This is a genomic window from Paenibacillus sp. PsM32, assembly GCF_030433815.1.
Classification (GTDB): Bacteria; Bacillota; Bacilli; order Paenibacillales; family Paenibacillaceae; genus Saccharibacillus; species Saccharibacillus kyungheensis.
Map to the genome: position 1 here is coordinate 1 of NZ_JARUWY010000007.1, position 23,508 is coordinate 23,508.

General features: G+C 40.0%; 20 protein-coding genes, 1 pseudogene and 1 riboswitch. Of the genes and pseudogenes, 12 read left to right on the plus strand and 9 right to left on the minus strand.

Going from position 1 to position 23,508, the window contains the following annotated elements:
- Positions 1–184: 184 nt before the first annotated feature.
- Together QCD85_RS14265 and QCD85_RS14270 are read left to right on the plus strand one after the other, a co-directional pair.
- Positions 185–1,144: a DUF2268 domain-containing protein gene (locus tag QCD85_RS14265; RefSeq protein ID WP_301263024.1), complete on the plus strand. Its 960-nt coding sequence runs from the start codon at positions 185–187 to the stop codon at positions 1,142–1,144.
- Positions 1,089–1,874, plus strand: coding sequence for a MerR family transcriptional regulator (locus QCD85_RS14270; RefSeq protein WP_301263025.1), 786 nt, complete (start codon positions 1,089–1,091; stop codon positions 1,872–1,874). The genes QCD85_RS14265 and QCD85_RS14270 overlap by 56 nt, the downstream gene beginning before the upstream one ends.
- Before the next feature lie 83 nt (positions 1,875–1,957).
- Here the strand turns inward: QCD85_RS14270 and QCD85_RS14275 are convergent, their stop codons facing one another.
- Positions 1,958–3,349: an NCS2 family permease gene (locus QCD85_RS14275; protein ID WP_273614829.1), complete on the minus strand. Its 1,392-nt coding sequence runs from the start codon at positions 3,347–3,349 to the stop codon at positions 1,958–1,960.
- Between the two features lie 172 nt (positions 3,350–3,521).
- A riboswitch (purine riboswitch) is annotated at positions 3,522–3,620 on the minus strand.
- Positions 3,621–4,066: 446 nt separating this feature from the next.
- Between QCD85_RS14275 and QCD85_RS14280 the strand changes: the two genes are divergently transcribed.
- The 6 genes from QCD85_RS14280 (at position 4,067) to QCD85_RS14305 (ending at position 10,753) form a co-directional block, all read left to right on the plus strand.
- A complete protein-coding gene (locus QCD85_RS14280; protein ID WP_273614828.1) occupies positions 4,067–4,867 on the plus strand; it encodes an ABC transporter ATP-binding protein in 801 nt (266 codons plus the stop codon).
- A 3-nt stretch (positions 4,868–4,870) separates the two neighbouring features.
- On the plus strand, positions 4,871–5,683 hold the full coding sequence (locus QCD85_RS14285; protein WP_301263026.1) for an ABC transporter permease: 813 nt from the start codon (positions 4,871–4,873) through the stop codon (positions 5,681–5,683).
- Positions 5,683–6,582 (plus strand): ABC transporter permease, encoded by a 900-nt coding sequence (locus QCD85_RS14290; RefSeq protein ID WP_301263027.1) that lies wholly within the window; start codon positions 5,683–5,685, stop codon positions 6,580–6,582. Before QCD85_RS14285 ends, QCD85_RS14290 begins: the two co-directional genes overlap by 1 nt.
- Before the next feature lie 115 nt (positions 6,583–6,697).
- Positions 6,698–7,774, plus strand: coding sequence for an ABC transporter substrate-binding protein (locus QCD85_RS14295; RefSeq protein WP_301263028.1), 1,077 nt, complete (start codon positions 6,698–6,700; stop codon positions 7,772–7,774).
- A gap of 86 nt (positions 7,775–7,860) precedes the next feature.
- Entirely contained in the window at positions 7,861–9,324 is a 1,464-nt protein-coding gene (locus tag QCD85_RS14300; RefSeq protein ID WP_301263029.1) for a CoA-acylating methylmalonate-semialdehyde dehydrogenase, read from the plus strand.
- A 70-nt stretch (positions 9,325–9,394) separates the two neighbouring features.
- The gene (locus QCD85_RS14305; protein ID WP_301263030.1) at positions 9,395–10,753 is read left to right on the plus strand and encodes an aspartate aminotransferase family protein; all 1,359 of its coding nucleotides are present in this window, start codon (positions 9,395–9,397) and stop codon (positions 10,751–10,753) included.
- On the opposite strand, the gene QCD85_RS14310 is transcribed toward QCD85_RS14305, so the two are convergent.
- Positions 10,728–12,416 carry a PucR family transcriptional regulator gene (locus QCD85_RS14310; protein ID WP_301263031.1) on the minus strand — a complete coding sequence of 563 codons (1,689 nt, stop codon included), beginning with the start codon at positions 12,414–12,416 and terminating at the stop codon, positions 10,728–10,730. The two genes, QCD85_RS14305 and QCD85_RS14310, sit on opposite strands and share 26 nt — an antisense overlap.
- Positions 12,417–12,782: 366 nt before the next feature.
- On the opposite strand from QCD85_RS14310, the gene QCD85_RS14315 reads away from it, so the two are divergent.
- Genes QCD85_RS14315 through QCD85_RS14330 form a run of 4 tightly spaced genes read left to right on the plus strand, consistent with a single transcriptional unit; the run spans position 12,783 to position 17,177 of the window.
- The gene (locus QCD85_RS14315) at positions 12,783–14,174 is read left to right on the plus strand and encodes an NAD(P)-dependent oxidoreductase (RefSeq protein WP_301263032.1); all 1,392 of its coding nucleotides are present in this window, start codon (positions 12,783–12,785) and stop codon (positions 14,172–14,174) included.
- A 53-nt stretch (positions 14,175–14,227) separates the two neighbouring features.
- Positions 14,228–15,520: an NAD-dependent dihydropyrimidine dehydrogenase subunit PreA gene (preA, locus tag QCD85_RS14320; protein ID WP_273614821.1), complete on the plus strand. Its 1,293-nt coding sequence runs from the start codon at positions 14,228–14,230 to the stop codon at positions 15,518–15,520.
- The gene (gene hydA / locus QCD85_RS14325; protein ID WP_274171008.1) at positions 15,517–16,950 is read left to right on the plus strand and encodes a dihydropyrimidinase; all 1,434 of its coding nucleotides are present in this window, start codon (positions 15,517–15,519) and stop codon (positions 16,948–16,950) included. The genes preA and hydA overlap by 4 nt, the downstream gene beginning before the upstream one ends.
- Complete coding sequence (locus QCD85_RS14330; RefSeq protein ID WP_274171009.1) at positions 16,950–17,177, plus strand: hypothetical protein; 228 nt, start codon at positions 16,950–16,952, stop codon at positions 17,175–17,177. The genes hydA and QCD85_RS14330 overlap by 1 nt, the downstream gene beginning before the upstream one ends.
- Before the next feature lie 176 nt (positions 17,178–17,353).
- Here the strand turns inward: QCD85_RS14330 and QCD85_RS14335 are convergent, their stop codons facing one another.
- The 7 genes and pseudogenes from QCD85_RS14335 to QCD85_RS14360 all read right to left on the minus strand — a co-directional run bounded on the left by QCD85_RS14335 (position 17,354) and on the right by QCD85_RS14360 (position 23,336).
- Positions 17,354–18,139 (minus strand): lytic polysaccharide monooxygenase, encoded by a 786-nt coding sequence (locus QCD85_RS14335; protein WP_301263033.1) that lies wholly within the window; start codon positions 18,137–18,139, stop codon positions 17,354–17,356.
- 63 nt (positions 18,140–18,202) lie between these two features.
- On the minus strand, positions 18,203–18,406 hold the full coding sequence (locus QCD85_RS23950; protein ID WP_307302807.1) for a carbohydrate-binding protein: 204 nt from the start codon (positions 18,404–18,406) through the stop codon (positions 18,203–18,205).
- Between the two features lie 6 nt (positions 18,407–18,412).
- Positions 18,413–19,417 (minus strand): annotated as a pseudogene (locus QCD85_RS14340) (chitinase); the annotation flags it as partial.
- Positions 19,418–19,774: 357 nt separating this feature from the next.
- A complete protein-coding gene (locus tag QCD85_RS14345) occupies positions 19,775–20,614 on the minus strand; it encodes a helix-turn-helix domain-containing protein (protein WP_301263034.1) in 840 nt (279 codons plus the stop codon).
- 194 nt (positions 20,615–20,808) lie between these two features.
- Entirely contained in the window at positions 20,809–21,177 is a 369-nt protein-coding gene (locus tag QCD85_RS14350) for a hypothetical protein (RefSeq protein WP_273614816.1), read from the minus strand.
- A 340-nt stretch (positions 21,178–21,517) separates the two neighbouring features.
- Entirely contained in the window at positions 21,518–22,672 is a 1,155-nt protein-coding gene (locus tag QCD85_RS14355; protein ID WP_301263035.1) for a DNA glycosylase AlkZ-like family protein, read from the minus strand.
- 28 nt (positions 22,673–22,700) lie between these two features.
- Positions 22,701–23,336 carry a lysozyme inhibitor LprI family protein gene (locus QCD85_RS14360; protein ID WP_301263036.1) on the minus strand — a complete coding sequence of 212 codons (636 nt, stop codon included), beginning with the start codon at positions 23,334–23,336 and terminating at the stop codon, positions 22,701–22,703.
- Positions 23,337–23,508 lie beyond the last annotated feature (172 nt).

Below are 23,508 nucleotides of genomic sequence, written 5' to 3' on the forward strand. Positions count from 1 at the left end.
TCTCCATTCTCCATTCTCCATTCTCCATTCTCCATTCTCCATTCTCCATTCTCCATTCTCCAAAGATGATGCGCCTTTTATTAATAGATATAAAATCTTATTATTTGCGTATTCTTTGCTTGACCATTACGTAAGGGGATACTTGATAATGTAATCATTCTTGCTTGATTAAGGAGTGATAGTGATGAAAATAAAGACACTGCGTTCAGACCAGATTTATCAGAATCTTATTCATGTAGCACCTGAACATAAAGTTGAGCAGTATCGTCAACAGATGTTACTCCCATTTATGAACAAATGGAACACTCAACAGATCCCTTATGAAGCAGATGACTCTGGTACATTTGATGTTATTGCTTTTAATAATGTTATGAATATTGCTCCTCAGCAGATTACATCTGATCTTGATCCTTTATTAGAAGCTATTTCTTCTGAACTATTTTGGCATGATTGTAATACTGCGGTAGAACATAGTTTGAACTTATTTGAGCAAAATGGCATCCTATTACATGTTAATGAGTATGTGTATACGGTTTTGTTAGGGGATTCGAATAGTCCTGTGTTAGCAATCAATGAAGGTATCTGTGGAGATGGCGGGATTCCCGGGTCTATTCTGGTGACATTGATTCCAAATGAATACACACTTCCTCGTATTGCTTCTGTATTAGCGCATGAATGCAATCATAATGTAAGGTATCAATTTATCGAATGGAATTATCAGCATGTGACGTTAGGAGAGTTAATTGTTAGCGAAGGGTTGGCTGAGAATTTTGCTACAACTCTATATGGGGAACATTTATTAGGACCGTGGGTGGCTAAAACAGATATGGATACTTTGAACAATCACATTAAGCCTCTACTCGCTCAACAACTTCATCTAACTGGATTTGATCAAATAAGTGCTTATCTTTATGGTGATGAGATAGCTGCTATGCAATATAGTGAACCTGTAGGTATGCCTTATGCGGGTGGATATGCTTGCGGTTATTATTTAATTCAGTATTATATGAAGAAAACAGGACAAAGTATAATAGAAGCAACTATTACACCAGCAGAGCTTATTCTTGCTGAGACAAAGGAATTTTGGCATGAAACCACAATTATTGACTATTCAAAACATTTTACACATTACAGGCATTACTAAAAAAACATTGCATCATTATCATAAGATTGGTTTGTTGCCGCCAAGTCATATTGCTGATAATGGATACCGTTTCTACGATCGTCAGACGCTTGCAACGTTACAAACAATTTTGCTATTTAAAGAAATGGGCTTCACCCTTACAGAGATTGCTACAATGCTACCTTTATCTAAAGCGAAACAAACTGATATTCTGACCCATCAACGGCAGTTGCTTGAATCGAAAAAACAAAAGTTGACCACAGTTATTGAACAGTTGGATCATTATATAGAAGGAACAGACATTTCCAAGCTGACTCTTTTCGATGACTCTACTACTCCTTCTATAGAAGAACAATATGAGTTAGAAGCCAAATTAGTCTATGGCGATACAGAAATCTATCAAGAATTTCAAGGGAATATAGAGAAGTTATCTGACTCTGATAAAAAACAGGCATATGATCAGTTTGCTTCAAATATGGAGTGTATTTTCCGAAATATTGCTTTACATCAAGATCGTTCTCCCTCGGATGATAAAATTCAGCAATATATTGATCAATGGAGTCAGTATCTTGCGCAATTTATAGGGGATGATATACGTATTTTGTTATGTATAGCAGAGACTTATAAAACTGATGAGCGGTTTGTGCGTTACTTTGATACATTTGGTGAAGAAGGTTATCTGACGTTTTTGTATGAAGCTATTGTTTATTTTGTGGAAAAGAAATCAAACACCCCTATAGCAGATTCATGATCTGTTACAGGGGTGTTTGATATTTATTGATTTAATCTTTTATTAAATAAGGCACTAGAAATGATCAGGTACTTACTATTTGATTATTCTGAACCTAAAAATGCATAGCGACAGATCACCAAAATAGCTAATAACCACATCAACCAGTGTACTTTTACTTTGCGCGGAGAAGCGATATTGCTAAAGAATCCTAAAACGACGAACGCAATAATACCTGCTGAAATTCCGTTCGCAATACCATTTGTAAATGGCATAAAGATAATTGTTAAAAACGCAGGGAATGCTTGCATAAAGTCGTCCCATTCGATCTTGCTTACCTGACTCATCATCAGTACACCAACAATAACTAGTGCTGGAGCTGTCGCCGCAGAAGGAACAACCAATGCTAAAGGAGCAATAAACAATGCACATAAGAACAATACGCCTGTTGTGATTGCTGTCAAACCTGTACGTCCACCTTCAGCTACACCTGCTGTACTTTCTACATAAGAAGTAATCGTACTTGTACCTAGAACAGCACCAGCACTTACCCCTACTGCATCTACCAACATTGCTTTGCTGATTTTCTTTTCGCCTTCTTCTTTGTTTTTGAACAATCCTGCACGTTCGGCTGTACCAACAAGTGTACCGAATGTATCGAATAGTTCTACAAACGTAAAGATAAAGATAATTTCGAATAATCCGATACCGATTGCGCCTTTGATATCTAATTGCCCTACAGCTAGATTATCAAAAGAAGGAATCCAATGTGCAGTCGATAAGCTACTTAGATCGGTAACACCCATTGGAATACCAATTAAAGTGACAACGATAATACCGATCAATAATCCACCTTTAACTCGTAATACCATTAATATTCCGATTACGAATAACCCGATAATAGCCAGTAGTGTATCCGGGCTATGCATGAAATCTCCTAATGCTAATTGGAAATCAGAACCTTTGACTGTCACAGGCGCTGCTAATTGCGCAACATCTGTAACCCCTTTAACTGTAGCTGATACTGAAACTACATTTCCTAACTTCAGACCAATAATAGTGACAAACAATCCGATACCTACAGTGATCGCAAATTTGATCGATTGTGGTACAGCGACCAGTAGCAACTGACGAACTTTGGTAATGGTTAAAATAATAAAGATAATCCCCGAAAGAAACACTGCACCTAAAGCAGCCTGCCATGTAATCATTCCGTTGGAGCTAAGTACAACTGTCATAAAGTAAGCATTCAAACCCATACCTGGTGCAAGTGCTACAGGAATATTTGCAAATAAGCCCATTAAAATAGTTACTAATCCAGCACCTACAGCTGTAGCAAAAAATACGCCTTCTGCTGGTATGCCTGCTCCACCCGGTCCCAAGAACAAGTTATTGACGAACAGAATGTATGCCATTGTGATGAAGGTTGTTAACCCTGCCACCATCTCTGTTTTTACACTCGTGCCGTGTTCCTTCAACTTAAAGAAACGTTCCATTATTGCTATCTTCCTCCTCTTGGAAATGAATAGAGAAAACGACAAGAGACCCCGATGGACGAGCTGTTCATCGGGGTCTCTAAAAATCAGAATAAAAGCGCATGATGTTACCTTTAAAACTATCTATTCTATACCTATATCGATATTAGACTAGATGCCAAAGAAAACCCACACTGCCATTTCTTCATTCCGTAGAGAGATCATTCCGGTGATCCGTAGAGACTCCTGAGCCTATTCTCAGGATTATACGAAGTGCTTTTCAATTGTCGCAAAACTCTGTTCGCTGTCTTTGATACGTGTTGTTATTTTCATATCAAACAGCTTTACTTGTTACATTCTAGGACAGGATTATATTGTTGTCAATCAAAAAACGAATGTTAATAATACACCTATACATAATCGTTCGTTAATATATCAATTTTATGCACAATATTGATACCGCTCTCCTTTTTTATTGTCAAAAAATGATAGATTTCTTCTGATTTTAGCGTTTACAGCGATGATCTGGACAAAGTGACTTAATTTTGTGATAGCAATCTTACTTTTTGTCTAGTGCTACAAATTCATATTATGTTTAATATGTTAGTTAATCGAACATAAAGTTATATTATCTAACATATTATATTGATTTCATCCGAGATATTGATTATGATGTGACTTATTTAGTTAGATTAAGCATCATCATATGTTTTATGAATCTGTAAAGGGGGAAACCAGATGTCTTTGACTGCTTCGACTGTTACGCATCAAACACACATACCTGAGATTCAGCTAAACAATATTGAAATGCGTTACTCTACAGATACCGCAGATGTACTGGCTCTTCATCAAGTTAGTCTGGATATTGCCAAAGGAGAATTTGTTTCTCTATTAGGGCCTTCTGGTTGTGGTAAAACTACACTACTACGGCTTATGGCTGATCTGATCCAGCCTACTAATGGCACTATTCATGTAGCAGGTAAAACCGCTAAAGAAGCACGATTATCGCAAAAGTATGGCATCGTTTTTCAAAGTCCTGTGTTATACGACTGGCGCAAAGTAAAACAGAATGTCGCTTTGCCACTGGAATTAACAGGCGTTAGTAAAAGTGAACGTGAACGCAAAGCGCTGGAATTATTGGAATTGGTAGGATTAGAAAAATTTGCAGATCAATATCCCTGGCAACTCAGTGGTGGGATGCAGCAACGAGTAGCGATTGCTAGAGCTCTTGCTATGGAGCCTGAAATTCTACTGATGGATGAACCTTTCTCTGCATTGGATGAATTTTCAAGAGAACGATTAAATGAAGAATTATTATCGGTATGGAATAAAATTCAGAATACGATTGTATTTGTCACTCACAGTATTCCAGAATCGATTTTTTTGTCAGACCGGGTATTTGTATTATCTCCGCATCCCGGACGGTTATCTGCTGTGGTGGAGATTCCTTTACCAAGACCTCGTACACAGGAAATGCGTAATAGCCCGGAATTTTTTGAATTGATTGCGCAGATTCGCGATAGCTTTGAAGGGGTGTGACGTATGAAAGGAAATAGCCTTTTTTTACGCAATCGCCTTTTGCCTGCTGTTGTGTGGATCGCTGTTATTCTGGTGATCTGGGAGCTTGCATCATGGGCCATTTTAAATATAGGTCATCTTCCTTTGGCTCAATCGAAGCTTCCTTATCTTCATAAAGTACTGGCCACCAGTATTCAATACAGTGGCACATTAATACAAGAAGGAAGTGCTACCTTCGGAAATGCTGGAATTGGATTTCTACTCGGTGCATTAGCAGGGGTGATACTCGCTATATTAATGAGTGTCTCTACCTGGATCGAAAAATTAACTTTTCCTTATGCGATAGCTTCACAAATGATTCCGGTTCTTGGTCTGGCTCCTATTATTTATGGCATTGTACGGGATGAATATATCTCGCGCATTATTATCTCGGGGTATATTACTTTTTTTCCAGTAGCGCTAAATATGTTACGCGGATTGCGTAGTGTAGAACCTTCAGCGCTGGAATTAATGTATTCCTATGCGGCAAAGCCTTGGAGTATTTATTGGAAGCTACGCTTGCCCGCTGCTATCCCTGGGCTATTTAGCGGATTAAAAATCGCGGCTCCTCTAGCTGTAACCGGTGCTATTCTCGTTGAACTGATGGGAGCGCAACATGGGATAGGCGTGATCATGCTTCGTAATCTCTATTATGGTCCTTCTCATGTGTATATGTTCTGGTCGACTGTCTTTGTCGGGGCATTGCTTGGCATACTCAGCTATTGGTTGATTAGCTTTATCGAACGTATCGTATCACCGTGGCAGCCGGAATTTCGCTCGAAAGGAGGCCGCTCTTAATGGAAAAACCATCATTACAAAACAAAAAATTAACAGCTACATATCTATCTGATACTTCTTCTACAACACTGAATTCTTTTCAATCACAACCCGCAGATCAACCTTTGCATACACGAAATAGTTCCAAAAAATCATTTTTAGGTGGTGGAAAAGTATGGCTTCCTCTTTGTTTAGGTATTTTATTCGTGCTGTTATGGCAAATCGAGGTTTTTCACAAGATATTTGATCTTAAAAAATATCAACTTCCTCTTCCGTCTGCGATTGCATCCTCTATACAAGAAAATTGGAGTCTATTGCTATCCTATACAGGATATACATTGGCTGAGGCTGTTTTGGGGATGATCATAGGTTCTTTATTTGGATTTGTGATTGCTCTTATCGCTACGGCTTCTCCACGTTGGGGTGCAGGAAGTCTAACACTCGTAGCCGCTCTCAATGCTGTGCCTATTGTAGCGCTCGCCCCTATTATGAATTTGTGGTTTGGTGACGGTATCGGTTCTCGAATCGCTATCGTCACTGCAACAACGATGGCTGCCATGGCTCTTAATGCTTACAAAGGAATGTCATCTGTGAATCCGTTAGCGCTTGATCTGATGTATTCTTACGCAGCCAATAAAGCAAAAGTATTTCGTTATTTGCGTATTCAAAACAGCTTACCTTATGTATTCACTGCTCTCAAAATCAATGCTACTGCCAGTATGATTGGAGCGATTGTCGGTGAATTTTTCTTTTCTTCGCAAGGACTCGGTTATCTCCTCTCTAACTCGATCAAAATTGCTAAAATGCCTTTGGGCTGGTCATGTATCGTACTTGCTGCTATTGCAGGCATTATATTTTATATGATCGTAGAACGATTAGAAAAAGTATGTATTCGCTGGCATCCTTCTCAGCGTACCTGATAGTGAACTGGAATATTCAAATTGACCTAACAAGCATATATGCGTATAGCATCCATTGGTTTGACTTTGATAACCATCTATTCAGGATAGATTAACGATTCAGGGGGAATGAAAGATGAAAATAAAACCACAAAAAATTCAAGCAAGTCTTGTGATTATGTTGGTGATTGTGATCACTGTACTGGCTGGATGCGGTGGAATGAAAAGTACTTCAACAGATGCTGGTGCAACGGCAAGTACAGGGGAAACGACTTCCACTGAACCTGTAACAGTGAAATTACAGTTAAAATGGGTGCCACAAGCACAATTTGCCGGTTATTTTGTTGCAAAAGACAAAGGCTACTATGAGCAAGAAGGGCTGAATGTTGAAATTCTTCCGGGTGGACCGGATATTGTTCCTGAACAACAAGTTGCCGGAGGCTCCGCAGATATCGGAGTAGATTGGGTAGGCAGTCTGCTGACCAGTCAGGAACAAGAAATGCCACTTATCCAAATTGCTCAGATTTTCCAAAAGAGCGGTCTGGTGCTTGTATCTAAAAAATCTGCTGGCATTAACACTCCTGCTGATCTAAAAGGTAAAAAAGTAGGCAACTGGATGGGTGGAAATGAATTTGAATTATTAGCTTTATTCGATAAATATGGACTTGATCCGAATAAAGATGTGAGTTTTACGAAACAAGGATTTACAATGGATCAATTTCTAGGCGGTGAACTGGATGCCGCTTCTGCTATGACTTATAACGAGTACCAAATCTTGTTGGAGTCCGGTCTCAAAGATAGTGATCTCAATGTGATTGATATGAACAATGAAGGTGTGGCGATGTTGGAAGATAACCTGTTTGCCAATAAAGAGTGGTTAGATGCTAACAAAGAAACAGCCGCCAAATTTGTTCGTGCTTCGCTAAAAGGCTGGAAAGATGCTATCGCCGATCCTGAAGCCGCTGTCGATAGTGTGATGAAGCAAGCCGAGTCAGGCAGTACTACCAAAGAGCATCAACTTAAAATGATGCAAGAAGTCGCCAAATTAATCCAACCGCAGGGAATGGATGAAGCCAAAATGGGTTACACTGACGAAAAAATGTTCCAGCAGACGGCTGATATTGCTTTGAAATTTGGAGTGATTAAAGAAGCCGCCAATGTACAAGAAGCATATACAAATGAAATTGTAGATATGGCTAGCAAAACACAGTAGTATTCTGCTCCTCTATCACCTATAACACTATTGCTCTTATTTATTGCTACTATCTTATGTTCTCGATTTGAAAGGAGTTCTTAGAGATGTCTGTAATCAACAAGACGATACAGAAAGTACCTAACTATATTGGTGGACAGTGGGTAGAATCTACCACTACCGAGTGGGATGAAGTATACAATCCTGCGACAGGTGAACTTATTGCTTATGTTCCGTTATCCAGTAGTGAAGAAGTAGATCATGCTGTTCACGTGGCTCAAACTGCGTATCAAAGTTGGAAAAAAATCGCTGTGCCTAAGCGAGCCCGTTACTTTTTCGATTATCAGCAGTTGCTTGTGAAGCATTGGGATGAACTGGCGGCATTAATTACACTTGAAAATGGAAAAAGTCTGGAAGAAGCATATGGTGAAGTACAACGCGGAATTGAATGTGTAGAATTTGCCGCTGGTGTCCCTACTCTGATGATGGGTAGTCAGTTGCCTGATATTGCGACAGGGATTGAGTCTGGTATGTATCGTTATCCTATTGGTGTTATTGGCGGGATTGCTCCTTTTAACTTTCCAATGATGGTTCCTTGCTGGATGTTCCCTTTGGCTATTGCTTGTGGTAACACTTTCGTACTCAAGCCTTCTGAACGAACGCCATTATTGGTTAATCGTTTAGCAGAATTATTTGCTGAAGCTGGATTCCCATCAGGTGTCCTTAATATTGTGCACGGCGCTCATGATGTCGTGAATACATTGCTAGCTCATGAAGAGGTCAAAGCAATTTCTTTTGTCGGCTCACAACCTGTTGCTGAATATGTATACAAAACAGGAACATCGCATGGCAAACGAGTGCAGGCTTTAGCAGGAGCTAAAAATCATTCGATCGTATTACCGGATGCTGATCTGGATCATGCAGTCAAAAATATTATTGCAGCGGCTTTCGGCTCGGCAGGTGAACGTTGTATGGCTTGTGCTGTAGTCGTTGTACATGAACAAATTGCCGATGAATTGGTGGAGCGATTACGTATTGCTGCTAACGAAATCACGATAGGCAACGGTACAGATGAAGGTGTATTTCTAGGGCCTGTGATTCGTCCTGCTCATAAAGAACGTACGATTGCTTATATCGAATCTGGAGAACAGCAACAAGCTACATTAGTACGTGATGGACGACAAGATCAGGCTGTGAATGAGCAAGGTTATTTTATCGGCCCTACTATCTTCGACCATGTGACGACAGATATGAAAATCTGGCAAGATGAGATTTTTGCACCTGTATTATCTATTGTACGAGCTAAAGATGTAAGTGAAGCGATAAAGATCACCAATACTTCTCTATTCGCTAACGGTGCTTGTATTTATACAGATAGCGCCAAAGCAATTCGTGAATTTCGTGAAGAGATTGATGCTGGTATGTTAGGTGTGAATCTGGGAGTTCCTGCTCCGATGGCTTTTTTTCCTTTTTCCGGCTATAAAAAATCATTCTATGGTGATCTGCATGCTAATGGACGGGACGGTGTTGAATTTTATACTCGCAAAAAAATGGTAACTGCTCGCTATTAAATCGTTCTTTCCAAACTCACTATACACAGCTAGATATTCAATTATGAAATAACCGGGAGGAGAAATCATCATGCTCGAATTAGGAACAGACTACGAATCAGCTATTAAAAAGGATCAACAATATCTGTGGCATAATATTACTCCTTATAATGAAGCCGCTCCACCGATGATTGCGGCTACAGGTAGGGGATCATGGGTGACCGATACGAATGGTCAACGTTATATGGATGGTATGTCAGGTCTATGGTGTGTAAATGTTGGATATGGACGCAAAGAATTAGCAGAAGCCGCTTATGAACAGTTGTTACAGCTTCCTTATTTCCCATTAACACAAAGTCATATGCCTGCGATTGCTTTAGCGGAAAAGTTAAATAGCTGGCTTGGTGATGATTATGTGATCTTCTTTTCAAATAGTGGTTCTGAAGCGAATGAAGCCGCCTTCAAAATTGCCCGTCAATATCAACAACAGATTGGTCAACATTATCGACACAAATTTATATCACGTTATCGCGGGTATCATGGCAGTTCTATGGGGGCACTTGCGGCTACAGGACAAGCTCAGCGTAAGTATAAATATGAACCGTTGAGCGGTGGATTTCTTCATGTGGCTCCACCGGATAGTTATCGCCGTCCAGCAGGGCAAACAATCGAAGAATTCAATCTACAGTGTGCGCAAGCGATCGAAGATATGATCATCTGGGAAGGTGTCGAGACGATTGCAGCTGTTATTATGGAACCTGTGATTACAGGTGGCGGTATTATTATCCCTCATCAAGTATATATGGATCGTGTACAAGAAATCTGTCGCACTCATGGTGTATTGCTGATTATTGATGAAGTAATCTGTGGATTTGGACGTTCCGGTCAAAAGTTCGGTCATCATAATTTTGGAGTAAAACCTGATATTGTTACGATGGCTAAAGGATTAACGAGTGGTTATCTTCCTCTCTCTGCTACTGCTGTACGCAAAGATATCTATGAAGCATTCAAAGATAAAACCGATGATTATGGACATTTCCGCCATGTGAATACATTTGGTGGTAATCCAGCGGCATGCGCTTTAGCACTACGTAATCTAGAAGTGATCGAACAAGAAAATCTAATTGAACGTGCTCGTCTGTTAGGGCAACGTCTCAATACAGCCCTGATGGAGATTGTCGATCATCCTCTGATTGGTGATATTCGTAGCTTCGGTCTGGTAACAGGTGTAGAACTGGTCGAAGATAAAACCAGCAAAAAACCAGCTTCCCTGGATATCGTGAAATCCATTATTGCCGGTTGTAAAGGTAAAGGGTTGATTATCGGCAAAAATGGCGATACGGTCGCTGGCTACAATAATGTACTTACATTTGCACCTCCACTATCTTCAACCGACGAAGACTTGGAGTTCTTGATTACTACGTTCAAACATGTGATGAGTGAGCATTAGGTAGCGACATTTTTTCAGGATACAGAAATTGATACGCACGCAAAGCCACTTGAATCGATATACGATTTTCAGGTGACATATAATCTTCGCCTAACAATTCTGTAATTTTGTCCAACCGATAGTATAACGATTGACGAACAATAAATAATTTCTGGGCAGCAATCTGTTTGGAACCGTCATGATCAAGATACACTCGTAGTGTAAGCAGTAACTCACTACCTTTGGTCTGATCGTGATCGATTAAAGGCCCTAGATAGTTGCGAATAAATGTCTGTAGTGTTTTGCCATCGTTAAGACTAAGCAGTAATTGAAAAACACCTAATTCTTCATAAAATAGCAACGTACTCTCAGAGCAAGTATAAAGGGACAATGCCTGTACTGCTTCCTGATAACTGGCTGAAGCATTTTTCAAATGATGCCCTGCTTTACTAACACCGATAATTAATTTCAAATGCTTGAGCTTATCATCGGAATGAATCTGTTGGAGCGATTGTAATGCCTGTTGAAGTCTTGGCTTCGCAGGCATTTTGGCTTGTCTATCCAGCGCTATAACTGTCAGGCGATTATTTTTGAGCGTGATTAACGGATGGAACAGATACTTTTCAAAAATAGAACGCAATACTAGCGAAAGATGGAATGTGATCGATTCCCACTCATTTTCTGAACTGTTCCATTTTACATCTTGAGGATTTTCGATCTCGATCAGACAGACACGATAAGGCAATTCGTTCATCATATTAAAATCAGGCCCGATCAGACTTTTGAGTCGATTCTCGTCTTCGATACGTCCGTAGATCAATTCCTCGACCCATAAATTTTCCGAAAATAATTTGCGTTCTTCCATATAACGGGTACGCAACAATTCTTGAGCGATTGAAAGAGAAGCTGAATCTAGCAATAAACACTCATATTCTTGCGGTTTGTGCGGACAGATCAACATAATATATGCCCATGTCTGATCCAGAGCACCTACAGGTTTTAATACAATACTTTGCTGTTCATATTCGCGAAAATAGGGCGCAGTATCATGCTGTACACCATCCATACTTTCATTAAACTCTGCGAAAAACTGCAATAACGGACGTTGTTTATCAGGAGACAATGCTGGAAAAAAAGAAGGTTTGCCTTGCAACTGTAAATAAACTACTTGATGATGGGTGCTTTGATGAAGTAGTTGCAACACTTTATGAGTACCTTGCGAAGTTAATGTTAGTCGATTGAATTCACGTGAAATACGTTCTAACTTTTGGAGCATCCGGTGATGGTGATTAATAATTAAGGAATGGAGATCCAACGTAATATCTACAAAACGTACCGTTTCTTTAAAAATGATCAATGGAAAATCATACCGATCGGCAAGCTCAATCATTTCAGCGGGAATCGTCTGAAAAAAGTCGCCTAATTCAATACAAAGACATGCTGCTTTTTTCTGAATTAAATTGTCCATAAATTCAAGCGCTGTTGTCAGTTGACTATGGAATTGTATCCCTGTTGTCAAAATCATTTCTTCGCCATGAATTAAACTTTCAAAATTGGAACTTTCCAGAATATGCACCCAGCGAACAGAATTGGAAATTCCTCGACTTCCACCGATCACTTCTGCTTGAGCAAATAAAGGTCTTGTCATCGCATCTTCGATTGTAAACATACGGTTACTATCCATATTTCCCCCACCTTTCTGTAAGCAACGAATAGATTAAACTCTGCTAAAGTAACGTTCAACCGGACCTGTCTCTGCGCTACTTCTAGCTTTGTTGCTCTATTCTAATCATTTCAAAACAGTCGTCAAAAATTAACTTTCGAAATTAGACACTCTGTCTAGTGTAAAAAAAAGACACATTGACTATAGTTTTAATATATAAATGTCAGAATACATAACTTATATAGATATAAATTATACTATATTTATGATTTTGATGGTATTTATAAATATTTTCAACAAAAAAATCTAAAATATATCGAAAACCTATTAAAATGTGTTACATTATTTAACATTATGAACACAAAGAATTCTAAGGAGGTTTAACCGATGGAACATTCTTCTACATTTACTTCATTTTCACCAGATATGTTTATGCGCAACTTTGCTGAAGCAGAGCCTGGTCTAACCCATAAGGGAGCTATAGAAGAATCGAATCGCTGTCTATACTGTTATGATGCCCCCTGTATAACAGCTTGTCCTACCGGAATCAATATCCCTTCTTTTATTAAACGAATCGCTACCGACAATCTAAAAGGTGCTGCTTATACGATTATGGATGCTAATCCTGTGGGAGCCAGTTGTGCACGTGTCTGTCCAACAGAAGAACTATGTGAAGGCGCCTGTGTACTCAATGAAAGTTCAAAACCAATAGATATTGGTAGATTACAACGGTATGCCACCGATTGGGCTATCGAAAAAGATGCTCAATTATTCGAAGCAGGTATATCAAATGAAAAGAAAGTAGCTGTCATTGGTGGAGGCCCTGCTGGATTAGCTGCTGCTCGTGAATTAGCACGCGAAGGATTCCATGTGGTGATCTACGAATCCAAACCACTTGCAGGCGGACTGGATACACATGGTATTGTGTCATTCCGTTTACCTCAGTCCATCTCTCTCTGGGAAGTGCAACAAGTTCAACAATTAGGCGTCGATATTCGTACTAATATGAAAGTAGGCGTCGATATCACTTCTGAACAACTGCTGGCTGAATATGATGCTGTCGTATTAGCTGCCGGAATGGGATATGTCCCTCCTATTCGTATAGAAGGTGAACAGCTAGAAGGCGTCTATGATGCGATTCAACTGGTTGAACAAACCAAAACAGGTCAACCTAATATCAATCTACTCGGCAAAAAAGTAGCTGTAATCGGCGCAGGAAATACTGCAATTGATGGAGCTACCTGTTCTGTACGCTTGGGTGCTGCCAATGTCAAAATGGTCTATCGTCGTACACGTGAAGAAATGACTGCTTATGATTTTGAGTATGAATTTGCCAAACAAGAAGGCGTAGAATTCAACTGGTTAACTTTACCGAAACGAATTATCGGTGATGCTACAGGTAAAGTCACTCATCTAGAATGTGTGCAAATGAAATTAACAGGTGAAATCGGTAAAGATGGACGATTGGTACCTATGCCTGTCGAAGGTTCTGAATTCTTAATGCCTGTAGATGCTGTTGTAACAGCGATTGGACAAGAACGTCGTACAGATCTTATCGAACATTTCGGATTGGAACATTCATGGGGTGTTGTCAAAATAGATACTTCTACTCATCGTACTTCCAATCCTAAAGTATATGCGGCTGGCGATATTATATTCGGAGCAGGTCAAGGTGAAGCGATGGTTGTATCAGCAGCACAACAAGGCAAATTAGCCGCTTATGCCATTAGCAAACATCTGCTTCCGCAACAAGATCATTCCCTGAGTTCGATCGTATAAGATGTTCTCTTTTATGGTATAGATGAAATGATATTTATAGGAGGTTGTTAATTATGGCAGATTTGAGTATTGATCTTGCAGGTATACGTTCCCCTAACCCGTTCTGGCTCGCTTCTGCGCCACCTACCAATACAGGGTATCAAGTACAACGTGCTTTTGAAGCAGGTTGGGGCGGAGCTGTCTGGAAAACGCTGGGTGATCCGATTATTAATACATCTGCCCGATTTGCAGCCGTTAATTTCAATGGACAACGAGTGGCTGGATTTAACAATATTGAATTGATCTCTGATCGTCCGTTGGATGTGAATCTCAAAGAAATCTATGAAACGAAAAAGCGATTTCCCAATCATGCAGTCATTGCTTCACTTATGGTGGAGCCAACACAATACAAATGGCATGAAATTGTAAAGCGAGTCGAAGATGTAGGTGTGGACGGACTAGAACTTAACTTTGGCTGTCCTCATGGTATGGCTGAACGTGGAATGGGAGCCGCTTCCGGTCAGCAACCTGATCTTGTGCAAGCACAGACCACATGGGCTAAAGAAGTAGCCACGACCCCAGTGATTGTGAAATTAACACCAAATATCACAGACATTACTGTAGTTGCCCGTCATGCTGTTAAAGGTGGAGCAGATGCGATTAGTCTTATCAATACGATTAATAGTCTAGCCGGTGTTGATATCCATAGCTGGAATACGATTCCTCATGTAGGAGGCAAAGGTGCACATGGTGGATATTGCGGGCCAGCAGTAAAGCCGATTGCGCTTAATATGTTAGCTGAATGTGCGCGTGATATCAATGTAGGTGTGCCAATATCCGGTATAGGTGGTATCTCCACATGGCAAGATGTGGTTGAATTTATGTTAATGGGTGCTACAGGGATTCAAGTCTGTACCGCAGCGATGCATCATGGATTCCGTATTGTTGAAGAAATGATCGATGGTCTGAATAATTATTTAGATGATAAAGGTCTAACGTCAGTTCATGAACTGATTGGTCAAAGTGTATCGCGTTACTCCAACTGGGGTGATCTGGATCTTAATTATCAGGTGGTTGCTCGTATTAATGAAGACAATTGTATTAACTGCAACAAGTGTCATATTGCTTGTGAAGACACTTCTCACCAATGTATAGATATGTTAACGAATGCCGAAGGTAAAAGTATTTTGCAAGTGCGTGAAGAAGATTGCGTAGGTTGTAATCTATGTTCGATTGTATGCCCTGTTGATGGAGCAATAGATATGATCGAAATCGAAAATGGCATGGCACCGATGAGCTGGAACGATCGTCAAAAAATGATCGGTTCACTGAATAATTCCTATACTGGAGCAGAGGTGATTGGATGAAAAAGATTATTCGAAATGGAACGATTGTCACAGCATCAGATACGTATGTCGCTGATTTATTAATCGAAAATGGGATTATTGCCAGTATAGGACTTCATGTAGAAGCTGAAGGTGCAGAAATTATTGATGCAAGTGGTTGTTATGTTTTTCCAGGAGGGATAGATCCTCATACTCATCTAGATATGCCTTTCGGCGGTACAGTAACAGCTGATGATTTTGAGACCGGCACCAAAGCGGCCGCATTCGGTGGAACAACAACAGTAATCGATTTTTGCTTAACAACCAAAGGCAATACATTGCAAAGTGCTGTAGATACATGGCATAACAAATCACGCGACAAAGCAGTGATTGATTATAGCTTCCATCTTATGGTGTCCGAGATTAACGATATCGTATTGGATGAATTACCTCAGATTATTGAAAATGAAGGTATCACTTCTTTTAAAGTATTTATGGCATACAAAAATACGTTTCAAGCTGATGACGGTACACTATTCAGAACGTTACAGACTGCTAAGCGTGAAGGCGCACTGGTTATGGTACATGCTGAAAATGGCGATGTGATCGAATATCTGGTTGAACAAGCACTCGCCGCTGGACAGACTGATCCGATCTATCATGCACTGACGCGTCCTCCTGAATTGGAAGGTGAAGCGACTGGACGTGCTGCTTATCTTACCGGTCTTACCGATTCACAATTATACGTGGTACATGTAACTTGTGCTGAAGCTGTCTACAAAATCGAAGAAGCGCGCCGTAAAGGTCTACGTGTATATGGAGAAACCTGTCCGCAATATTTACTGTTGGATCAGAGCGATCTGGAGAAACCCGATTTTGAAGGTGCTAAATATGTATGGTCTCCTCCTCTTCGTGAGAAATGGAATCAAGATGTACTCTGGGATGCGCTCTGGAATGGCAGTCTGCAAACGATCGGTTCTGATCAGTGTTCTTTTAATTTTAAAGGGCAAAAAGATCTGGGACTGCATGACTTCTCCAAAATTCCGAATGGCGGTCCGATGATCGAAGATCGATTCAGCGTATTGTACTCTGAAGGGGTGGCTAAGGGGCGTATCTCACTTAACAAATTTGTTGATATTATCGCTACTGCTAGCTCACGTCTATTTGGACTTTTTCCGCAAAAAGGTACACTTGCTATCGGTAGCGATGCGGATATCGTTATTTTCGATCCTACAGTGAAACGAACGATCTCTGCACAAACACATCATATGAATGTGGATTATAATGCTTTTGAAGGTATAGAAATTACAGGTGAGCCGGTATCTGTACTGAGCAGAGGCGAATTTGTTATTCGAGATAAACAATTTGTCGGTACACCGGGAGCAGGTCAATATTTGCACCGTAATCGGTTTGAAGTACCTACAGTAGAGTTATCTTCTACAGCAGAAAAAGTAAGCGGAGGAATACGATAATGTCTGCGTTCGCTGATTTTGAAAAAGAAAAGCTGGCAATCGATCAATTTCTAGATAGCGGATATGTAGTAGTTGCGATTCAGGAAAATCTGGAAGGCGCACTGGTAAAATTTAGTAAAGATCGCTCTAGTACTAAGCATGATGATCTTCATCTTATTACTGCTGATGCTCGTAAATATCTAACCACTCGCTTACTGATGAATGGACAACTCGCTCGTTCGGTATAACCTCTCCTCTCTTACGCATTTAGATACACTCCAATTCAAAAAAAGCCCATCTACACCGAGCCAGTACCTCTTACTGGATTCGATATAGATGAGCTTTGAGCTGTATTGTTATTTCATATCCAATAGAACTATTTCAAAAAATAGACTGAACTGGACATGATATAGAAAGCATGAACTTACTGCAATCGTGCCAGCAATTCCCACACATCCGATGTACCGGGAGCTTCTCCACTTGTCCACCATTTGGCACGATACGTTTTGCCGTTATAGCTGACCGTATCTCCACCTACATAAATCCCAGAAGCAGTCCAAGCGTTAGCAGAAGGTTGGTCTGGATTAGTAGGGGTAGTCGGTGTAGTGCCTCCTGTACCCTGACCTGTAACATTCACATCGATCACTTGATAAAAAGCATTGGCAGTATCACTAATATCCCATACGCCCAAAATCACATGATAACCACTACGATCTGATGGAATATTAATCGTCTGACTCACATTCGCAGACGGCTTGGCTCCATTATCATTAATGACTGCAATTTCTTGTAATGCACTACGCTTTAGTGGCTCATTTGGATTCCAGCCTTGTTTGGTCATATAATATTTCCAACTGGCTGTTGCATGTTGAGCTGTTAATTTCCATTGCACTTTAAGTGCACCTGTTTTGATATCCGTTTTGTGCCAGCGGGTAGATGTCTGCTCATCTAATGGTGCAAAACCTGCCACCCCTCCACTAGCGATATGTCCATCTGCTGGCCCTGCCGCAGGGTATCCTTTGAGTGCTTCAATACTTTGCGGTTCATACTGTGCACTGCCTACATTGGTATTCAGTCCCAGTGCATTCGATCCTTTGTAAGCACGACTAGCAGGCTGTTCAATATAACCATGTGCCCATATCGTACTGCTCATCAACAATGCACATGTACTGATAGCAACAGTCGCTGTCACCGCTTTTCTCCAATTCATCTATATACCTCCCCAATAATATCACTCACTATGCGGTATAGATTTATGTGATCGAAAAAGGAATTATAGCTGTTGCCATACATCTGCTTGTCCTGGTGTCTCGCCGGTAGTCCACCATTTGGCACGATACGTTTTGCCATTGTAGCTGACTGTATCTCCACCAACATATACCGCAGACGCTGTCCATGCTTTGGCTGTTGGTTGAGTAGGATTGGTTGGTGTAGTCGGTGTGGTGGGAGTCGTTGGCGCAGTACCGTTATAGATCAAGTTATAATATGCATTAGAAAATGCTTTATTATACGGTGTTCCTGCGCTATTGCTACCCAGATCCCAGTTCACTGACCATGTCATTAGACCTTTGAGCGATTGACCTTGTGATTGTAATTTGGAAAATACGTTATAGACTACTGTTGGATCTTTGACAGTTCCATTGCCCCCTGCATCTGGATTCGCTGGTAATCCTAGCACTAATTTATCGGCTGGAATCTGTAGTAATCCTCTTGTGCCATGAATAAAGGAATCTGCCATATAGTAAAGGAAATTGTATTTGTCTGCATCTGAATTTTGCGCTAACCATTTGCTCACTTCATCTACCCAAATACCGTCACCTGCTTGATTATATAGTTGAGGCGCTATAAAGTCATAATAACCTGCTAGACTGGTTAAGTATGGTTCGTACGCTCCGCCTGGCTTGAGGTATGGAAATTCTGGAGCCATACTGATCAAAAAGTTCTGTCCTTGAGCTTTGTAATGATTTTTGACAATTTTGAGAGCGGCAGGAATAACGGTTGTGTTGCTTCCTGCTTTGATCGAATTTTGCTCCAGATCGATATCTAATCCGTCAAAACCATACACATCGACCAGACGAATAATTTCATTGGCAAATGCTTGCTCTTGTCCTGCACTCAGTTGCACATGAGCATCTGCTCCACCTAACGAAAGAATAACGGCTGTTCCTCTTGCATTCAATGTAGCTACTTGCTGACGAAATTCAGCATCGGTTCCTCGATCTGGCTTGAATGTAGGAATCCCGTTGCCAGTCATAAAAGCAACTGTAACGACATTATAAGCTGTTGGAGATTCACTTAAAGCTATTGTGCGTGAAGAACCTCCCGCGTATCCATCTTTGGCAGAAGACGTCCAATTTTGCCAATAGCCCACCATAATTTTTTTACCACTAATACTTGGCATTGTTGAAGCACTATCTGCGGCTTGAGTCGTTGGCATAGATGTTGCTAGTAGTGAACAACTCATTACTCCAGCTAGTACCCATTTCATTAATTTGCCTTTTTGAATGATATTCATTATATGCACTCCTTCAAATAGTGGAATAAGATCATGCGTTATACGACGGTTGATTTTCACGACATCTCCATAGACAATACAATCACGAACAGACGATCTTCCTCCTTTTCCAATAAATTCCTTATTTCAGGTATAACTGAATTATAATGCTTATATTGTGAAAAACTTATGTATATCCGCATAATATAAGGCGAATTATACATCGCCTTATTCCTTTTCCGATCCATTACTAGATCAACGGAAACGATCCAAACAAAAAAAACCTTCTCCATAAGGAAAAGGTGGACGGTGTATTGTGACAGCGACTATGAGGGGTCATCGAATGAAGAATTAATACGTGCAAAATAAATCTTGTAGCAACTGGAGCTTGGTGTAACACTGCTCTGCTTTGAACTGTTGTCCAATCTGCTCATAACTGTAGCCACATTCATAATACAGTTGATCAAGGTAATAGCCGATTTTATGATTTTCACAATAGCGAATACCTTGCGTAGCATATTCAATAGCCATTCGATAATCTTGCGTATCCGAGTAAGCTTTCGACAAATAATAAAAGATAGGCGTAAACTGATCACTACCTTCACGATAGACATGAAGTGCACGCAAGCATTTGTGTAACCAACCTATACATGCTCTATAATCTCCATCGAATCCATACGCAATGGCTAACGCCTGAATCACTTCGATCTCATACAACGCTGGAATTCGTTCGCAATGATATGTTAATTTCAAAGCTAACTGAATCATAGGAAATCCACGATCTACAGCTCCCAGATGCACATAGGCGTTTCCTTTCTGATACAGTACAAATTGCTGATCCATCAACGAATAACGGCATATCGCTTCTACTTGATGATCTTCAATATATTGCAATAACTCCTGATACATATGCTTTTTTTGCAAATATTTAATGTTTTTACGAATACTCTGAATCTCATTGATCTGCTGTTCAGTCATATCGAAAAAAATGCGGATATCCAGACTAAACTTGTGTGCAATCTGAAATAAAATCTCAGCCGATACCGATTCGACTCCTTTTTCAATACGACTGATCTGCGATTGATTGCAAATCCCTAAAGCCAATTGTTGCTGTGTTAATCCACGTTGCTGTCGAATCTCTCGAATCCGTTGCCCGATCCAGCGGTAATCCAGTACAGTCTGGCTAACCAATGTGCACTACCTCCTGAATACTTCTGTTATACGTCTATCATAAAGATAGAATTGCTCTAGCATCAGGTGTAGAAATACGCATATAGAGAGAATTTCTTAGCATCTATCAAAAAAGAAGATTATTTGTACTATCTCGGATAAACTGTTATTGATTCTGTTGAATAGAAACATACTTACCTAGTATTCTACAGACTTTATGGATAATCTAGTGTCCCTTTGACGACGATATGTTTGCCTTTGCGATCTTCGAATACTTTCACATGGACTTTGGTACCTTCTTGAAATTTGGGCAGATTCATCGTATAGACCGTTGTCTTGACTGTTGCTTGAAAAGGAAGTGCTGTTGGACGCTCAATCTTCACCACCAATAGAATCTCCGGTTGTCCACTGCTATATTGACCTGTCGGGGTAATCGAGATAATCGTTGCTCGTGCCGAATAACCTTCCAGTATGGTCTGTTCGGTGATACTTTTCTTATTCAAGACTCGTGGTAATACAATCGCAATCACTGCAAAAAAAATCAGTAATCCGATACAACTTAATATCAGCGTTAACGGTTCCAATCATCTGATCTCCTTTGGCTAACGATAGCTGGAATTACCCATTTCTAAGCCTGGTAATATCCAGATATCAGTCGTAGTGTTATATACATATGGCTTAGATTACAATGTATTATGGTCGTAGCAGTAACATTTAGCCGAGCTAAGTGTTGCTTTTTGTCTTTATGAGCTATTTATACGCTATTTATATTTTATCATGTTCGATGTATAAGCCCTATAGATGTATATATGTTCATATAAGATTAGAGCAAATAGGATCTCAGATGCTAAAAAGCCACCTGATTTGAGTTTCAGGTAGCTCAAGCAATTGTTATTTTTTTTCATATCCACATCTATAGGAAGGTTATAAATAAGTGATTTCTTGCGCAGGAATAATCTGCTCTGCTTCTACAAATACACATAAATCCTGCAATATACATTCAATCTGGCGCTTGTGCTCTACGGCTTGAGTAGAATCGAGTAACGTTAACTTTTGCACCTGTAACTCCCGACGCTGGCGATCATTTTTGAGATCAATCACACCCACAATCTGTTCTCCAATCAAAATTGGCATTGCAAAATAACCATATTGTCGTTGTTCTTTGGGCATATAACTTTCTAGCTTATAATTCACATCAAATAACTTCAACAACCGTGACCGATCTCGAATCATATTATCAAAAGGAGACAATAATGTCGCTGCGCTACCTTCTAACTTTTCCAAAGTAGACAGTAACGGAATATCTTGTGTACGAATAAAATGCTCTTCCGCCCAATCTTCCACCTGTATCTGCTGAATATTCCCTTGTTCCAATTGTTGCTGGATATACTCGCTGACTGCTGTTTTATTGAGGTTAAAGCAAGCTTTTAATTCTTTGAGCGTCGCGATCCCCAAATTTTCAAACGTCAAATCAAGCAAATATGTATTCAGCGTCGGTTCATGTTCCAGTGTCCGATGCTCTTCGATATTCTGATCTGTTATTGTATATAACTTATTGAAATGATGATCTCGACTGACCTTGATCAAGCCTGCCCGCCATAATTGGTCTAATGCTCGTCTTGCCGGTGTCATACTCCATGTTGCTCCACTTGACGGCCGGTCATGTTCAATATCCCGCGAACGTAGTGGCTGATTAAGCTGTACTTGCTCATAAATATTTAATATAAAATCTAACTTCGGCTGGTTCATGATCTTCAAATGATGATGTGCAAAATAATGATGCAAATGCTCATAAGAAGATGCTGGCAACAAACACAAAGCAAACAAATACACTTCAAAAATCGACTGCTGCTCATACAATTCTAACAACCATTCCCGCTGATACCGATGATCTCTCGACCAGAAAAATAAATCCTGACTACGAGACAATACATTCATCGTATCAAGCTGGACATAACCAAGTCGGTTGAGTGTATGTAATACTCCACTGGCATCCTGGTAGTGATTCAAGTGAGGTTGTAATAGTCCTTGTTGATGCAATTGCAGACGCTTCATCTGTGTTCTGGTCGTTGTCAGCATAGAATCCTCCTGTTATGGACTGGATATGTTATTGATACACAAATTTCAGTTGATCATTACGTTCGTAAGCATATTCCATCAATTGAATAGTTCGTTCACGTGTTCTCGACAATTGGGCACTAACTGCACTTACTTGTCCTTGAGAACCAAAATACGAATCTTTCAAAAACGTATCTTCGACGAACTCTGCTTCTTGTTGATCATACGTTTCCCAACCTTTTTGAGATTGTTGTAACAAAGCATACTGGGATGCAGATAACTTGGACTTCAATTGTTGCATCGTATTATTCATTTCGATACCCCATAATTTCAAATACTTTCCTTCAAGTGCAACCCAACCGGCGGTCGAGAACTGACTAGAGTTCTGAAATTCATTATACTCTTTATCGTACGCTCGATCTAACGGATTGTTATGGATCAGATGATTAAATGTATCTTCCGGGTCCATCTGGTAATCGCCATAGTATGGAGTATCTTCTGTAGATTCTTCCGATTGCTTTGTAGAAGTCTGGTTTGCTTTGGTTGTCTTTTGATTAACTTCAGCCGATGCTGTAACACTTGGTTTGGATGTGGCAGTAGCCTCTGGTGTCGTTGCCTGATGATTCGATTGACCGCAAGCTGTTAATACCGTGCATGTTAAAAGTAAACTAATCGTCCATTTCATAAATATTCTCCTTGTATACGTTAGTTGTATCTGATTGTAGATTACATATTAAATTGATATGTAGAATCAAATCGCTATTTTGGTATTTAAAATCATGAGTTTTCTGGATCATAATCTAATGTATCTAAAATCTCTCGTGCTGTAATATGACTTTCCGTTGCATACTCCCATT

What these genes read in the sequence shown, in the direction of transcription:
- QCD85_RS14300 (WP_301263029.1), top strand. Translation starts at nt 7,861, where the DNA reads ATGTCTGTAATCAACAAGACGATACAGAAAGTACCTAACTATATTGGT.
- QCD85_RS14305 (WP_301263030.1), top strand. Translation starts at nt 9,395, where the DNA reads ATGCTCGAATTAGGAACAGACTACGAATCAGCTATTAAAAAGGATCAA.
- QCD85_RS14285 (WP_301263026.1), top strand. Translation starts at nt 4,871, where the DNA reads ATGAAAGGAAATAGCCTTTTTTTACGCAATCGCCTTTTGCCTGCTGTT.
- QCD85_RS14280 (WP_273614828.1), top strand. Translation starts at nt 4,067, where the DNA reads ATGTCTTTGACTGCTTCGACTGTTACGCATCAAACACACATACCTGAG.
- QCD85_RS14360 (WP_301263036.1), bottom strand. Translation starts at nt 23,336, where the DNA reads ATGAAATGGACGATTAGTTTACTTTTAACATGCACGGTATTAACAGCT.
- QCD85_RS14265 (WP_301263024.1), top strand. Translation starts at nt 185, where the DNA reads ATGAAAATAAAGACACTGCGTTCAGACCAGATTTATCAGAATCTTATT.
- QCD85_RS14310 (WP_301263031.1), bottom strand. Translation starts at nt 12,416, where the DNA reads ATGGATAGTAACCGTATGTTTACAATCGAAGATGCGATGACAAGACCT.
- QCD85_RS14330 (WP_274171009.1), top strand. Translation starts at nt 16,950, where the DNA reads ATGTCTGCGTTCGCTGATTTTGAAAAAGAAAAGCTGGCAATCGATCAA.
- hydA (WP_274171008.1), top strand. Translation starts at nt 15,517, where the DNA reads ATGAAAAAGATTATTCGAAATGGAACGATTGTCACAGCATCAGATACG.
- QCD85_RS14315 (WP_301263032.1), top strand. Translation starts at nt 12,783, where the DNA reads ATGGAACATTCTTCTACATTTACTTCATTTTCACCAGATATGTTTATG.
- QCD85_RS14335 (WP_301263033.1), bottom strand. Translation starts at nt 18,139, where the DNA reads ATGAATTGGAGAAAAGCGGTGACAGCGACTGTTGCTATCAGTACATGT.
- QCD85_RS14290 (WP_301263027.1), top strand. Translation starts at nt 5,683, where the DNA reads ATGGAAAAACCATCATTACAAAACAAAAAATTAACAGCTACATATCTA.
- QCD85_RS14270 (WP_301263025.1), top strand. Translation starts at nt 1,089, where the DNA reads ATGAAACCACAATTATTGACTATTCAAAACATTTTACACATTACAGGC.
- QCD85_RS14295 (WP_301263028.1), top strand. Translation starts at nt 6,698, where the DNA reads ATGAAAATAAAACCACAAAAAATTCAAGCAAGTCTTGTGATTATGTTG.
- QCD85_RS14355 (WP_301263035.1), bottom strand. Translation starts at nt 22,672, where the DNA reads ATGCTGACAACGACCAGAACACAGATGAAGCGTCTGCAATTGCATCAA.
- QCD85_RS14275 (WP_273614829.1), bottom strand. Translation starts at nt 3,349, where the DNA reads ATGGAACGTTTCTTTAAGTTGAAGGAACACGGCACGAGTGTAAAAACA.
- preA (WP_273614821.1), top strand. Translation starts at nt 14,228, where the DNA reads ATGGCAGATTTGAGTATTGATCTTGCAGGTATACGTTCCCCTAACCCG.